General features: G+C 45.7%; 12 protein-coding genes, 1 tRNA gene, 1 other RNA gene and 1 pseudogene. 4 read left to right on the top strand and 11 right to left on the bottom strand.

The features are described 5' to 3' along the window. Nucleotides 1-79 precede the first annotated feature (79 nt). The 5 genes from recR to AC0KH7_RS02605 all read right to left on the bottom strand — a co-directional run bounded on the left by recR (nt 80) and on the right by AC0KH7_RS02605 (nt 3,760). Nucleotides 80-676 (bottom strand): recombination mediator RecR, encoded by a 597-nt coding sequence (recR, locus tag AC0KH7_RS02625; protein WP_472370434.1) that lies wholly within the window; start codon nt 674-676, stop codon nt 80-82. 47 nt (nt 677-723) lie between these two features. Beyond that, the gene (locus AC0KH7_RS02620; RefSeq protein ID WP_472370432.1) at nt 724-1,053 is read right to left on the bottom strand and encodes a YbaB/EbfC family nucleoid-associated protein; all 330 of its coding nucleotides are present in this window, start codon (nt 1,051-1,053) and stop codon (nt 724-726) included. Between the two features lie 12 nt (nt 1,054-1,065). After that, entirely contained in the window at nt 1,066-3,405 is a 2,340-nt protein-coding gene (gene dnaX / locus AC0KH7_RS02615) for a DNA polymerase III subunit gamma/tau (protein WP_472370430.1), read from the bottom strand. 104 nt (nt 3,406-3,509) lie between these two features. After that, nucleotides 3,510-3,606: signal recognition particle sRNA small type (gene ffs / locus AC0KH7_RS02610), an RNA gene on the bottom strand. Nucleotides 3,607-3,684: 78 nt separating this feature from the next. Continuing rightward, nucleotides 3,685-3,760: transfer RNA gene (locus AC0KH7_RS02605), tRNA-Asn, on the bottom strand. Between the two features lie 393 nt (nt 3,761-4,153). Between AC0KH7_RS02605 and AC0KH7_RS02600 the strand changes: the two are divergent. Then, nucleotides 4,154-4,611, top strand: a pseudogene (locus tag AC0KH7_RS02600) (integrase core domain-containing protein); the annotation flags it as partial. Between the two features lie 178 nt (nt 4,612-4,789). Then, nucleotides 4,790-5,086: a hypothetical protein gene (locus AC0KH7_RS02595; RefSeq protein WP_472370428.1), complete on the top strand. Its 297-nt coding sequence runs from the start codon at nt 4,790-4,792 to the stop codon at nt 5,084-5,086. 40 nt (nt 5,087-5,126) lie between these two features. Here AC0KH7_RS02595 and AC0KH7_RS02590 read toward each other — a convergent pair whose 3' ends face one another. The 5 genes from AC0KH7_RS02590 to pstS form a co-directional block, all read right to left on the bottom strand. After that, nucleotides 5,127-5,792 carry a hypothetical protein gene (locus AC0KH7_RS02590; RefSeq protein WP_472370426.1) on the bottom strand — a complete coding sequence of 222 codons (666 nt, stop codon included), beginning with the start codon at nt 5,790-5,792 and terminating at the stop codon, nt 5,127-5,129. A gap of 54 nt (nt 5,793-5,846) precedes the next feature. Beyond that, nucleotides 5,847-6,698, bottom strand: a complete 852-nt coding sequence (pstB, locus tag AC0KH7_RS02585; RefSeq protein ID WP_472370424.1) for a phosphate ABC transporter ATP-binding protein PstB — start codon at nt 6,696-6,698, stop codon at nt 5,847-5,849. Between the two features lie 20 nt (nt 6,699-6,718). Next, nucleotides 6,719-7,612, bottom strand: coding sequence for a phosphate ABC transporter permease PstA (gene pstA / locus AC0KH7_RS02580; RefSeq protein ID WP_472370422.1), 894 nt, complete (start codon nt 7,610-7,612; stop codon nt 6,719-6,721). Then, complete coding sequence (gene pstC, locus AC0KH7_RS02575) at nt 7,609-8,586, bottom strand: phosphate ABC transporter permease subunit PstC (RefSeq protein ID WP_472370420.1); 978 nt, start codon at nt 8,584-8,586, stop codon at nt 7,609-7,611. Before pstC ends, pstA begins: the two co-directional genes overlap by 4 nt. Nucleotides 8,587-8,691: 105 nt before the next feature. Then, nucleotides 8,692-9,747 (bottom strand): phosphate ABC transporter substrate-binding protein PstS, encoded by a 1,056-nt coding sequence (gene pstS, locus AC0KH7_RS02570; protein ID WP_472370418.1) that lies wholly within the window; start codon nt 9,745-9,747, stop codon nt 8,692-8,694. Nucleotides 9,748-11,448: 1,701 nt separating this feature from the next. Here pstS and AC0KH7_RS02565 point away from each other — a divergent pair. Next, a complete protein-coding gene (locus tag AC0KH7_RS02565) occupies nt 11,449-12,777 on the top strand; it encodes an NAD(P)/FAD-dependent oxidoreductase (RefSeq protein WP_472370416.1) in 1,329 nt (442 codons plus the stop codon). A gap of 168 nt (nt 12,778-12,945) precedes the next feature. Then, the gene (locus AC0KH7_RS02560) at nt 12,946-13,335 is read left to right on the top strand and encodes a DUF4870 family protein (protein ID WP_472370414.1); all 390 of its coding nucleotides are present in this window, start codon (nt 12,946-12,948) and stop codon (nt 13,333-13,335) included. Nucleotides 13,336-13,382: 47 nt separating this feature from the next. On the opposite strand, the gene AC0KH7_RS02555 is transcribed toward AC0KH7_RS02560, so the two are convergent. Beyond that, the gene (locus AC0KH7_RS02555) at nt 13,383-13,889 is read right to left on the bottom strand and encodes an efflux RND transporter periplasmic adaptor subunit (RefSeq protein ID WP_472370412.1); all 507 of its coding nucleotides are present in this window, start codon (nt 13,887-13,889) and stop codon (nt 13,383-13,385) included. Nucleotides 13,890-13,903: the final 14 nt, after the last annotated feature.

The following is a 13,903-nucleotide window of genomic DNA, read 5'->3' as shown; positions in this document are numbered from 1 at the left end:
TAAAAACGGCCTGCAAGGAAATGTCCATGCAGGCCGTTTTTCATTCATGCATTTTGAAATACGAATATCGTTTAATCCATCACGAAACCGCTTTACGCCCGGCAAACGCCTGACTGAGGGTGCCGCTATCAATGTATTCCAGCTCTCCTCCCAACGGAATGCCCTGTGCCAAACGCGTGACCGGCACGTGCGCGGCCGTCGCCATCTGATGAATGTAATGCGCGGTGGCTTCGCCTTCCACAGTCGGGTTCGTCGCGAGAATCAACTCCGACACCTCGCCTTCCTTCAAGCGCGCCTCCAATAAAGGCAAGCCTAAATCTTCCGGGCCCACGCCATCAATCGGCGACAAATGCCCCATCAGGACAAAATACAGCCCTTGATAAATCCCAGATTGCTCAATCGCCACCACATCGGTCGGCGTTTCCACAATACAGAGCTGCTCCCGCTTACGTGTCGGCGAGGAACAGATGCGACAGACATCGGTTTCGGAAAAATTTCGGCACTGCTGACAATGCCCCACCTTGTCGATGGCTTCAACGATCGCTTCCGCTAAGCGTTTGCCGCCGTTGGGGTTGTTCTGCAATAAATAATACGCCATCCGCTGTGCGGATTTAGGACCAATGGTCGGTAACAGCTTGAAAGCGTCTATTAATTCATTAATCAAAGGACTTTGCATCAGGCGTTATCCATTTAGGTCAATCACGTTAAAACAGCCAGGCCTGGTTAAAACGGCATCTTCATGCCCGGCGGCAAATCCATACCGCCGGTCAAACCAGACATGCGTTCTTGCGTTTCTTCTTCAACCCGGCGCGCGGCACTGTTAACCGCGGCGGCAAACAAGTCTTCCAGCATCTCACGGTCGTCCATCAAACTGTCATCAATATCGACTTTGACCAACTCATGCTTACCGGTCATGACCACTTTGACCATGCCACCACCGGCTTCACCCGAAATCTCCATTTTCGCGATTTCGTCTTGTGCCGCTTGCATATTCTTTTGCATTTCCTGGGCTTGCTTCATCAAGTTGCCCAAACCACCTTTTCCACCAAACATGGCTACTCCTTTTTATTGTTTGACCGGCCGAATCGACGATTCGATGACCTTTAAATTTAATGTCTGAATCAGGCTTTGAACCTGAGGATCGGACTGAATACTGTTAACGGCATTGGCTTGCCGTTGTGCCTTCATTTCGGTTTCATAACGCGCTGGCGTCAAATGCGTTTGGGTTGATTCCACAAACACCAAACGACAGCCCAACTGCGCTTTAATTTGTTCTTCCAAGCGCTGCAATGCCAACTCGGTTTTAGCATGACGTTGCTGCGGGTCCACGCTCAAGGTCAAGGTTTGCGCATCCTGAGACACTAAAATTGATTGTCGAGCCAATTCGGCCGCCATGCCATCCAATTGCAATTGGACAATCAACTGCAACCATTTTTCCGCTTCACCCCAATCACCTTCTCCCGCGATGCGGATACCCGCCGCTTCTGAAGACAAACCCGGCCCGTTTTCGGTCTCATGAATGCTTGGGGAATCGACGGTATTCGATTCCGTGGCCTCGGCGTCGAAGCTTTCTTCAGGAGCCGAATCGGACTTATCATGCCCCGAGTCAAATGATGGCCCAGTCGGAGCAACGGAAACCGCCAGGTCAGCCGAAACCGTTTCTGAAGACGGTTCAGAGAAAGGCATTGCCTGCGAAATCTCATCCTCCCAAGGCAAAGGCGCTTCCGCACTGGGCGTATTGACTGTATTGGCTTCTGGTCGCAACTCGGCCATAGCGTCCAACGCAGGCTCAGGAGACGGCATACTTGGCGTCTTCTGAACCGGAATTTCCTGAGCAGGCATCACCGACGACGGATTACCCGGCTGAACCACCGGCTCTGCCGATGGCTGCGACGAAGCTTCAGGCTTTCCCAGGGTTAAATCTAACCTCGCCTTTAAGTCAGCTAAATGATCCACCGGCGCTTGGACAGCGGCCGTATCCGCAACATGCGAAGGCTCCGAGGGTTGCGGAGCCGTTTCTTGTTGAACCGCTGTTTGCTCGGCACCCGATACCGGACGTTGGTCCAAATCAACGCCCGGAGCATTCATTTCTGACTCAGGCGAGGCAACAGCGGTTTGTGCCGCTGGTGAATTTTCAAACGGCGAGGACTCTGAAGCCATTTGAGCCGTTTGAGCTGTTTCTACCGCTTCTGTCGGAGCCGTTAAGCCTTGTTGTTTTAACACATCACCCGGCCGGGTGATTTGAGCCATCACTGAACCGCCACTGACCGTGCCGCCTGACGCCACGCCATCGCTTTCCAAAGCCTCGTCGGGGCCTTGCGTTACCGGCTGAAACGCCAGCATCCGCAACAACGCCATCTCAAAACCGATGCGAATGTCAGGGGCCATCGACATATCTTGTTTTGCCAGCAAGGCAATTTGATACAGTACTTGAATTCGTTCAGGCGCTAAGGCTTCGGCCAACAGGCGCATGGTTTCATCATCCAAAATACAGGCATCATCCAGCGTGTTCAGCACCTGCAACAAGCTGATTTGGTGCAGAACCTCAATCAACTGCGCGTTGAGCGCCATATAATCCACACCCATCGCCGCCAGTTGTTGAATAACGTTTTTCAATTCCTCAGCGGATTCATCCGCCAACGCCGCCAAAATTTGTCGGGTAAACTGTTGGTCCACCAACCCAAGCATGGCTTGCACCGCCGCCAATTGAACTTTCCCGCCCCCATAAGCGATGGCTTGATCCAGAATACTCAAGGAATCGCGCGCGGAACCGTCGGCACTTTTGGCGATCATCGCCAAAGCGGCATCTTCAAACGGAATACCTTCCTGCTGAAGGATGTAGCCTAAATGGGTTTGAATCTGGGCTTGTGTCAGCCGCATCAAGTTAAACTGCAAACAGCGCGACAAGACCGTCATCGGCAGTTTGTGCGGATCGGTCGTCGCCAGCAAAAACTTCACATGTTCCGGCGGTTCTTCGAGTGTTTTCAACAACGCATTGAAACTGCTTTTCGACAGCATGTGGACTTCGTCAATCAGGTAAACTTTGTAACGCCCTTGAACCGGCGCATATTGAACGTTTTCCAACAGTTCACGCGTGTCTTCCACCTTGGTTTTCGAAGCCGCATCCACCTCAATCAAATCCACAAAACGCCCTTCGTCAATTGAACGGCAAGTCGAACAGACACCACAAGGTTTGGAACCAATGCCTTGCTCGCAGTTAAGCGCTTTGGAAAAGATGCGAGCAATGGTTGTCTTCCCGACACCTCGTGTGCCGGTAAACAAATAGGCATGATGCAGGCGTTGCTGATCCAGGGCATTGGCCAAAGCTTGCATGACATGCTCTTGACCGACGAGTTCGGAGAAGTTTTTCGGGCGCCATTTTCTGGCTAAAACAGTATCGCTCACAGGCTTCGATTCTTATGATTTAAAGTAAGACTATTTTAACGTCTAAGAACAGGAATGCGAGTTTAAATTGAGGAAAAAGAAAGTCATTGAAAAAATGGAGGCAACCCTGCCCGCCTGACCTCGGCGCACGAATCAGAAGGTACCGTTGCTTCCTTCCGGACCTGGCGGGATTCCCAACCTATCGTCGCGAGGGGACGAACAGAGTCACCATATTGTGAAGTATCGATTCTAACAAAAAACAATAAAAAAAGCCGCATAAAAGCGGCTTTTCCAAGAATTTGGCTCCCCAAGCTGGACTCGAACCAGCGACATACGGATTAACAGTCCGGTGTTCTACCAACTGAACTATTGGGGAAGAATCATTCAAACCTTGCGTTTGATGGATGTGTATTATAGAGATAATTTTGTCTGTGACAAGCCCTAAAGCATAATTTTTTTCAATCCAGTCACAACAGGGCTTTTACAGAAATATTGGCCCAGCCTCTCGTCTCAAAAGACTTTATTTTTGAGCCATAGTAAACATTCATGTTAAAGTCAAAACTGAACAGAGGACTTACATAAAAATTCCACTTAAAAACTCTCTGTGACAAATCTGTGACGGTAAATTTTTGTATCAGCGGATTTTAAACGAAAAGCGCAATCTTCAGACTCATCAACAATTTCGAAAAACCAACCGATTTCACAATCAAAATATCGGCACAATTGCTCAATTACATTTAACGCTATTCGTATCACCTTTTCTCTATCAAATAAATTCTGGTCAACGGATTTTATGTCCGACTCATTGCAAGATGGCATACGTTTAACTGATTGATGATTATAACCTGAAGGTTTATGTATTGACGTAGACTTCTCAATGCCAAACTAACGAGTAACTCGCGCAATCGTGCAAGTGATTGAATGGCGGGGTAAGCCCGTAATCATTGGTTGTGGCAACGGCCCTGAATACATCAGGCAGATGCTGATTGATTAGGCGAATAAGAACCACATTACACTGATGTATTCCAGCCTGGTAAGCCGACACAAAACGCTTATGTTGAGCGATTTAACCGAACAGTTCGCCATGAATGACTTGCGCAGCACCTGTTTGAAAGCATTGAGCAAGCCCAATACCTAGCAACTACATGGCTTTGGACATACAATAACGAACGGCCAAACTCAACCATTGGTCAAGTGCCGCCGAGGAATCTACTGAACGCGGCCTAATCCCCTACTTTTAACAGTGGTTAAAATGAGGTGATTACAAAAAAGATTAGAATTTTCCATAGTACCTTAGGTTGAACCAACTGTTAAATACAATGAACTTTGCACCTCAATTTTGGGTTAAGTTAAAAGTATTTAGCCAAAAACAGATTAAACCGACAAAATTTAAGGAATAGAAAAAATGTTTGATGATAAATCTAAAGATTATATTGCTGAGTTCACACCACTGGAAAAAGCCGAAAACTTGTATAAAGAATTAGTCGAATGGTATGGAGAAGCGGATGACAAGGAAATTCGCGCTGCGGCTAAATTACTTATTGTAGCATTACAACAGCTATCCATTCATAGCGGCACTCATAGCCACCCACTGATAATGGAATACGTCAATATTTTGAAATATGAACCTGAAAAATTTCAGAAAATTATTGAGTCAAATCGCGGGGAGTTAAAAAATAAAACAACAGATCATCTTCAATAGACAAAATAGCAAAGCGGAATACTATAAAGGCCAATCGAGCTCATTTACGGTATTTCATTATTAAAAAATGATGGGATTGTTCAGCTTCAAGCATTTGTGCAAAGCTGTTTGTCAATTTAGGAAGAGAAAGAAACTCATCTATAAAACTATTTTTGTTACGCAGCTTTATCTGTTCCGAAATTTCGAAAAACTCTTTCGCGTTCTCGACCGTCACAACCAGAGGAGCGTAACCGTCTCTGACAAGAAGGTAGCTTGATACCAGAGTCGCAACCCGGTGATTCCCTTCTAAAAAAAGCTGTGGTTGAGCAACCATATAACAAAAAACCCCTGCGGCTTTTTTCCATACGCTTATATCATCATTTAACTCCAGCCATTCCATTAAACCGCCAATACCGCCATCTTTTGCTTCATAGAAATGCTGTTGAGTCGCTTTGAACTGATTATTTTGCTCGCTCGCGCTCGTTTGCGCACTATGAAAAAGCACAATATTGTCGAGTTCTAACAAGGCATGGGAATTACCGACCTCAAACAGATTAAAATCGTCAACCAAATAGGCATCAATTTTTGCGTAACCGGCAAGAAAGTTTTCGATGGCTTCGTCGGACAGAGGGGGTCTTTGTACAGATAACCGTGAATTGATATGCTGAAAATTACGTTGAACGTCGACTAAGCTCGATCTGATGGCGTCAATATTAAGATAATTCATACGTTAGCTATCAAACCGAATTTAGCGACTAATGTAAAGAAAATCTACAGAAAATTAACTGAATTCGCCTCGGACGTATTCTTTGGTTAACTCTTGCTCAGGATTTTCAAATACTTTTTGAGTTTCATTCATTTCAACAAGATAACCCGTACGACCGCCTTTAGAAATGTCTACCCCCATAAACGCCGTAACGTCTGCAACACGAGTTGCCTGCTGCATATTGTGTGTTACAAGCGCAACCGTATAATCTTCTTTAAGTTCAAGCATCAATTCTTCAATTTGACGCGTTGCAATTGGGTCAAGAGCAGAAGCAGGCTCATCCATCAGAAGAACATCGGGTTCCGTTGCAATTGCACGAGCAATACAAAGGCGCTGTTGCTGACCACCAGATAGTGATAAACCACTGTTTTTCAGTTTATCTTTCACGTCACTCCAAATAGCAGCGCGTTTAAGTGCTTTAACCACCATCTCTTCTTCATCACCTTTAAATCGGTTTAGACGTAGGCCAAACGCAACATTATCATAAATACTCATTGAGAAAGGATTTGGTAACTGGAAAACCATTCCGATATAGCGACGCACAACAACAGGATCAATTTTTGCATCATAAATATCATTATCATGATATTGCACTTTGCCGTCAAAACGGAATGATTCAACTAGGTCGTTCATGCGGTTCATGCTTCTTAATACTGTACTTTTACCACAACCAGACGGACCAATAAAACCAGTAATTTTATTTTTCTCGATAGGAATTTTAGAGTCTCTTACCGCTCTAAAATCACCATAATAGATATTCTTAACCTCACAATCCAAAACAACTGGCCCTTTTGGTTCATAAGGCGTGGCGATGAAATCACCTTGATGGGTCAGAGTGCCCATAACTTTATCATCTGTCAAACTCATTATTTAAACCTCAAATACTTTTAAAATTTCGATCTGCCGACGATACGCGCCAGAATATTAAAGAAAAGAACCATCAAAACCAGAGCTAAGGAAGCTGCCCATGCAAGTTCGATTTGGTTTTCGAACGGCATACCCGAAAAATTATAAATCAGGATAGATAGAGACGCGGTCGGTTCAGCTAATTCGGCCATATAGTAGTTGCTGAAAAGAGCAGTAAATAGTAATGGCGCAGATTCGCCTGCTGCACCGGCAACTGCAAGGATAACACCTGTCAAAATACCCGACATCCCGGTTGGTAGGACTACTTTGAAGATCACCTGAGTACGAGTACATCCCATACCGAAAGCCGCATCTTTCATCTTTTGCGGAACCTGTCGAATGGCCTCTTCAGCAGCAAGTGTCACAGTTGGCAACATTAATACGGCAAGTGCCACACCACCCGCCCAAGCCGAATAGGTTTGGGTAGTGATAACCAAGACGGCGTAAACGAAAACACCAGCAAGAATCGATGGAAAACCGGTTAAGACTTTCGCTAAGAAACGCGAAGCCGTCGCTACCTTACTTTGTGGATCAAGAATCGCTAAATAGATTGCAGCCAGAACCCCTAAAGGGATACTGATAGCCGAAGCAATCCCTACCATTACAAGAGTACCAACTATCGCATTACCAAAACCACCACCGGTTTCAAAACCAGCTGGAGGAAGTGCCGTAATAGCTTCCCAATCAAGACGAGCCCCCCCTTCAACAATTAACATATAGATAACTGAGAAAAGCGGAATACTCGCAAGAATGACAAGAGCCCAAACCAAGCTTGTTAATAAAAAACTTTTAATAGCACGAACTTCATAAAGATTTTTTTCAAGCTTTGGTAAAGCCACCTTAGGTGGCATCATTTGTTCATTTACTTCGTTCATTTTTTACCCTCAAACTTACGCATAGTCGCTTGCTGAACCCAAAGACCAAGCAAGTTAACCACTAAGGTGATCGCTAAAAGAACGATGGCTGCATACATCAAGGCTTCGATCTCGATCGTCCCTGCTTCAGGGAACGTAGAAGCCAGAAGTGACGCCAGTGTATTTGCAGGATCAAACAGAGATAGACTGATATTGTTAACGTTACCGATCAACATCGCCAGCGCCATTGTCTCACCAAGTGCGCGACCAAAACCAAGTACTAAGCCAGCGAGAATACCAGAAGAGGCCGTTGGTAACATCACTTTTAGAATGACTTCCCACTTAGTCGCCCCCATACCATAAGCGGCTTCCTTTACCTTGTAAGGAATACGACGAAAGGCATCTGTAGAAATTGCCGCAACCGTTGGTAGAATCATAATCGCCAAGACTAAAGCGGCCGGCGCTAAACCTGGCCCACCGAGTTCTGTGCTAAACAAGGGGAACCAACCTAGCGTTTCGTGCAACCATTGCGCAACCGGAACCAGCATAGGGATCAGAACATAAATCCCCCAAAGACCGTAAACAACCGAAGGAATCGCCGCCAGCAATTCAACAATGGTTCTAAAAGTAACTTCCAGTTTTGCGCTAACAAAACTTTGCGTTAAGAAAATCGCGATACCAATACCAAAGGCACCACCAATAATTAGTGCAATCAAAGAACTATAAAGCGTCCCCCAAATCTCTGGTAATACCCCAAATTCTTTTTCACTTGCATTCCAAGTTGTGCCGGTAATAAAACCTAAACCGTGAGTTTGAATGGCCGGTAATGCTTGAGCACCAAGCTCAATAACAATATAAGCAACCAATAGAACAATAGACAAGGCTGCAAAATAGGCCAGGAACCTAAACGCCGAGTCCTTTAAAAAGTCTGCTTGAGAAGGTGGTGCCGAGAGAGTCTTATCACTCGCACCAGCCTTAAAAGGATCGAAAATCATAGAAAAACCTATTAAATTAAATTTATAAATAGTAAATATAAAAAGTGCAGGCTTTCTAAAATAGAAACCTGCACTCTTACAATTAAACCAAGAAACGTCGTTTCATCAGTTTACAAACTTAAGCACCGCACGGTCTTTTTCTACAACAGATTCAGGTAGAGGGATATAACCCATCGCATCAGAAGACTTCTGACCAGTTGTTAGCATGTATTCGATAAGATCACGAATAGCTTTCGCTTTAGCATCATCTTGTTCTTTATAAACAAGCAACCAAGTGAAAGAGGCGATTGGGTAAGCATCTGCACCTGTAGGATCTGTTGCCCAACCACGTAGATCTGGAACGTCACTGTTAGGAAGATTCCCTTTTGGGAAAGGCGTAGAAGCTAGAGCAGCCGCACCAGACTTATCACCAGGAGCAACGAAGTTACCCGCAGCATTTTCAAGCTCAGCAGTAGGAGACTTTGTCAGTTTAGCAAAACCGTACTCGATATAACCAATCGCACCAGAAGTTTGCTTGATCGTCGCTGTTACACCATCGTTTTTAGGCGCTTTAACGATTTTTGCTGTTTTAGTCGGCCAGTTTGGAGACTTAGCTGTACCAACCATTTTTTTGAAATCTGCATTGATTGCTGACAAGTGTTGTGAAAATACATAAGAAGTACCACTTGAGTCAGAACGAACAACAACAGTAATATCTTTGTTAGGCAGTTTAACACCAGGATTAGCTGCTACGATTTTAGGATCATTCCACTTTTTAACTTTACCAGTGAATATTTCAGGATAAACATCACGAGGAAGTTTTAGAGACTTAACACCTGGAAGGTTGTAAGAAAGAACTACTTCACCTGCGGTCATAGGAATTAGAACAACACCACGGTCAACTTTAGCGATTTCACTGTCTTTCATTGCCGCATCACTTGCTGCGAAATCAACAGTACCATTGATGAAATCACGGATACCAGCGCCAGAACCTTTTGATTGGTAGTCAACACGAACACCATCAGTTGCTTTGCTGTAATCTTTAAACCACTTTTGGTATAGCGGTGCTGGGAAACTTGCACCAGAACCAATTAGTTTAAGGTCGCCCGCTTGAACGGCAGAAGAAGCCATTGCGCCGATCATGGCAGCAACAGCAAAAAGACGTTTTAGATTAAATTTCATTACTAACTCCTAAAATTATAACAATAAATCGTAATCGCATCGGTTTGAGAGATGGTTTCGATCAGAGAATAACAACCCATCATTTCTCTTGCACTTGTTTAAAACGAGGAATTCCAAACAAATAGCCGCTAAGGGAAGTTGATAAGAAAAGGATAAGGATTGTTATACTTAGAATTGTTAAAGTTTTATTAACAAACAAGAAAACGCAGAAACAAATCTACAGAGCAAGCGCATGAACATTTTTAAGCAGCATTGCGGCACAGGTTGGCCGGACCCTACTCGTTTTTTAAAAACCAATATCATAGCCCTATTAACCGCAAAAAATAGTTTAAACACTACTTGCATCTTGCCGGCGCTGTTCCCTAACATGATACCTTTAACCACCTCCTGACATTGCTTGACCCTAAGTCGTATCGCGGCTTTTTCAGCCTCTGGGTGCAAAATGTTATCCTGACGGCACCGCTGAGCAATGTGGTTGCAATTGATGGTAAAACGCTGCGGACATCAGACTCACCCAAACAACAAACAATTCACTTGTTCAACTCCTTGGCCAACGCAAGGCGGTGTCTCACTCAAACAGCATAAGGTCGAAATTATTGAGAGGCGTGGTACATCAAACATTGCTTTTCGCCTTCCGAATAATGATCCTCTTTAAGCAAAGCAGTGAAAGCTATAACTTACAATGACTCGATACTGTCTTCCATTCAAAAATCATAAAAAGTCAAACCACGGCGGCGTTAGCCGCCCCTGAGTATGGCCTGACGTCCGAGTCGAAAAATGAATCGATAAGGCCATGAGCCGCATGGAAAATGCTCTAAAATCGAATCCAAAAGACATCGAGCAACAGTATCAGAAAAGATTGACGAACTTCACGCCGCCGACGGTGAAGCCAGTTCCGAAAAAATTTACAGGCACTCTTAGAGTCGGAATAAGACAACTTCAACGAGTACGTTGGAGGGCAACAAGGTTACCGTAGTGCAGGCTTGCAAGTGACCAGGAATGGCAAGGCATAGCTATTACTACCACAAACCAACCCAAGCCCAACAACGTGCTGGTACAACGAATATTCCAGCTCATGGGCTGACAGGTCCGTAAACATAAATCAGGCATGTGTCCTCGGGCGCAAGCCATGACTAGTGCCTCAACCAGGCCGGATGAACGCTGCGACGGACATGGCACAAGTCTGATGCCGCTGGGCTTGTTTAACGCTAGTCATGGATTACCATACCCGGAAGTTACTGGGCTGGAGGTTTAGCCGCCAAAGCAATTCCAAAGCAGCGGAAGTCACGTTGGAAGAGGGATGAATTAGCCGCTTCAGATGCCTAGTTCCGCTAAAAAGTCTTTGAAGCTGCGTCAGATATTCAGTTCCAAACGTTACACGCAAACCGTGTGTTGCTACGGTATTGAGCAGGCGAGAGAAGCGTCAAGAAAATGACTTGATTGTGTGTAAAATCGGCTGGGTCATTACAGAGGAAAAATGATTCAAACCTTGTGTTTGATTGATGTGTTTTATAGAGATAATTTTGTCTCTGACAAGCCCTATTTTGAAATTTTTGTGACTAATTAGACAAAGTCTGAAAAAGCCCCTTTCAACTCGCCTTTTAATACGTAAAATGGCGGTATCAACTTTCTTCAATTCAGGTTGCCCATGGTGGTTCGACCTCTGTTGATTTGCAAACCAGCAACAATAAAGGACAGAACATGAAACAAATCGTGATTGTCGGTGGCGGAGCCGGTGGACTGGAGTTGGCGACTCGCCTGGGAAACACATTAGGCAAAAAGCGGCAGGCGGATATTACTTTGATTGATGCCAATCGAACCCACCTTTGGAAACCTCTACTGCACGAGGTGGCTTCCGGCTCTTTGGATACCGGACATGAGGCCCTGAGTTACCGAGCCCATTCTTCCGAGCACCATTATTATTTTCGCATGGGCCGCATGATTGGCTTGGACAAACACAATCAAACGTTGACGCTGGCGCCGTTACTCGACCACCACGGTAAAGAAATTCTTGGCGAGCGAACCATTCATTACGACTACCTTATTATGGCGGTGGGTGCTCGCGGTAACGATTTTGGGCTCACCCGCGTTCGAGAGCATTGCCACACCTTGGATTCGGCACAGGAAGCAGAAGATTTTCATCTGACATTTTTAAACCGCTTCATGCAATTTTCAGAAGCCGCGAACCAGCAGGCGCTGTCAAACCATACCGCTGAAACACCGCCCAATCCGGTTCGTGTGGCCATCGTCGGCGCCGGAGCCACAGGGGTGGAATTAGCCGCCGAATTATGCAACGCCGTTGAACGACTGGAAACATTCGGTATCCGAGCCATTCACCCCGCCAGTATACAAGTCACCCTCATCGAAGCCACCGACCGCATCTTACCGGCCTTACCGGAAGCACTGGCCATCAAAGCCGAACGAGTGCTCACACAACACGGTGTTGAAATACGAACCCAGACCATGATTAAAGACGTTCAGGCTCAGCAATTGGTGACCGAAAACGAAACGCTATCAGCCGATTTATTGGTATGGGCCGCGGGAGTCAAAGCCCCCAAATTCCTTTCAAATTTGGGGTTGCCGACTAATCGAATCCATCAAATTGAAATCACCCCCACCCTGCAAGTCGCAGGCGAACCGAATATCTTCGCCATTGGTGATTGTGCCAGTTTACTACAAGGCGAGGGAGACCAAGCCCGAGCGGTTCCACCCTTAGCCCAAGCTGCACACCAAATGGCGGCCACTTGCGCCGTCAATTTACAAGCCTTGGTAAACGGCCAGCCCCTTGTTGAGTTTACCTATCGCGATCATGGGTCTCTACTCTCCCTAAGCCGATTCCAGACATTCGGCAGTGTGCTCGACCAGCTTTTCAAAAAGAATTGGATGCTGGAAGGAAAAATAGCTCACTGGGCTTACGCCAGCCTTTACCGCCAACATCAAATGACCCTGCATGGCTTCTGGCGAATGCTTTGGATTCTGCTCGATGCATTTATCGAACGTCGAGTTAAGCCCAAACTCAAGCTCTATTAAGGGCACCTTAAGTCGGCAATCTTTGCAAGCCGTGTTTCCGTATCATCATAGAATTCTATGATCTTAAATCAAAAAAATTAAATTGGAGAAAGGTAGACCCATAGATAATAATGATTTTTGCTTAGCTCTAAATTCTCAGAAAAACAATAACGAAGGAGGACCCTGTTTATGAGCGAACACGTTACGGAAACGGCACCATCAATCGAATCGGCAACGCGCAGCAACAGTACGTATGCCAAGATTATTTACATCTTGTATCTTGTCGGATTGGTCATTGGCCTGACCGCGATTATCGGTGTGGTCATGGCCTATGTAAAACGCAGCGAACCGGAAATGCCGGTGTGGTTAAAAACCCATTTCGATTTTCAAATTCAAACCTTCTGGTACGGATTGGTTTACCTATTAGCCGGCTTGCTACTGGCCACCGTTTTTGTCGGTGCCATCATTCTTGTTTGGTGGATGATCTGGTTGATTGTCCGTTCGGTTAAAGGTCTCAGCGCCTTGGACCGACAAACCGCCATCGAAGGGTCTTTTTTCGGCTTTGGCCAAGACTTGTAATTTCCTCAAGGGCACTCCGTTCTCCCGAGCGCCCTACACTTCCATAATCAACGCTCAATCTGAATCAATGGGGTATTTTCCTTGTACACCGTTGTGCCTTTTGGCGCATTCACTTTAACCACCTTTCCGGCCACCGGCGCTTTAATCACAAAGTATTTTGACCAGGCCTGGTAAGATTCCAAATTCGCTTGCGCCTTCACCAGTTGCTGCTTCACAACATCATAGGCTAACTGCGATGCATCCAATTCTCGCTTAGCCGTTACGGTCCGATCATATAAATCCAACGCCTGGTCCAACTCAATTTGCGCATCCGCCAATTTTAATTGCCAAAGTTTAACCTCTGCACGTGCCCTTTTTAATTTCGCCTGATAGCGATCATCGTCAATGGTCATCAACAACTGACCGGCCGTCACACTCTGCCCCTCTTTAACGGCCACCTTTTCAACCTGGCCGGTTACCAAAGAACCGATTTGAACGACTTCCGCCCAAGCGGCTTGCATTCCGCCCAGAAAAAGACTTCCGGTAACCAGACACCCGATGAAGCATCGTTTCATAGTATTTTCCTTTT

This window comes from Hydrogenovibrio sp., from assembly GCF_965140365.1.
Classification (GTDB): domain Bacteria; phylum Pseudomonadota; class Gammaproteobacteria; order Thiomicrospirales; family Thiomicrospiraceae; genus Hydrogenovibrio.
Note: the sequence above shows the minus strand (reverse complement) of the source record. Positions and strands in the feature narration are given on the sequence as shown.

Coding starts and splice junctions, on each gene's coding strand:
- recR (WP_472370434.1), bottom strand. CDS start 676: ATGCAAAGTCCTTTGATTAATGAATTAATAGACGCTTTCAAGCTGTTA.
- AC0KH7_RS02620 (WP_472370432.1), bottom strand. CDS start 1,053: ATGTTTGGTGGAAAAGGTGGTTTGGGCAACTTGATGAAGCAAGCCCAG.
- AC0KH7_RS02595 (WP_472370428.1), top strand. CDS start 4,790: ATGTTTGATGATAAATCTAAAGATTATATTGCTGAGTTCACACCACTG.
- AC0KH7_RS02590 (WP_472370426.1), bottom strand. CDS start 5,792: ATGAATTATCTTAATATTGACGCCATCAGATCGAGCTTAGTCGACGTT.
- pstB (WP_472370424.1), bottom strand. CDS start 6,698: ATGAGTTTGACAGATGATAAAGTTATGGGCACTCTGACCCATCAAGGT.
- pstA (WP_472370422.1), bottom strand. CDS start 7,612: ATGAACGAAGTAAATGAACAAATGATGCCACCTAAGGTGGCTTTACCA.
- pstC (WP_472370420.1), bottom strand. CDS start 8,586: ATGATTTTCGATCCTTTTAAGGCTGGTGCGAGTGATAAGACTCTCTCG.
- pstS (WP_472370418.1), bottom strand. CDS start 9,747: ATGAAATTTAATCTAAAACGTCTTTTTGCTGTTGCTGCCATGATCGGC.
- AC0KH7_RS02565 (WP_472370416.1), top strand. CDS start 11,449: ATGAAACAAATCGTGATTGTCGGTGGCGGAGCCGGTGGACTGGAGTTG.
- AC0KH7_RS02560 (WP_472370414.1), top strand. CDS start 12,946: ATGAGCGAACACGTTACGGAAACGGCACCATCAATCGAATCGGCAACG.
- AC0KH7_RS02555 (WP_472370412.1), bottom strand. CDS start 13,889: ATGAAACGATGCTTCATCGGGTGTCTGGTTACCGGAAGTCTTTTTCTG.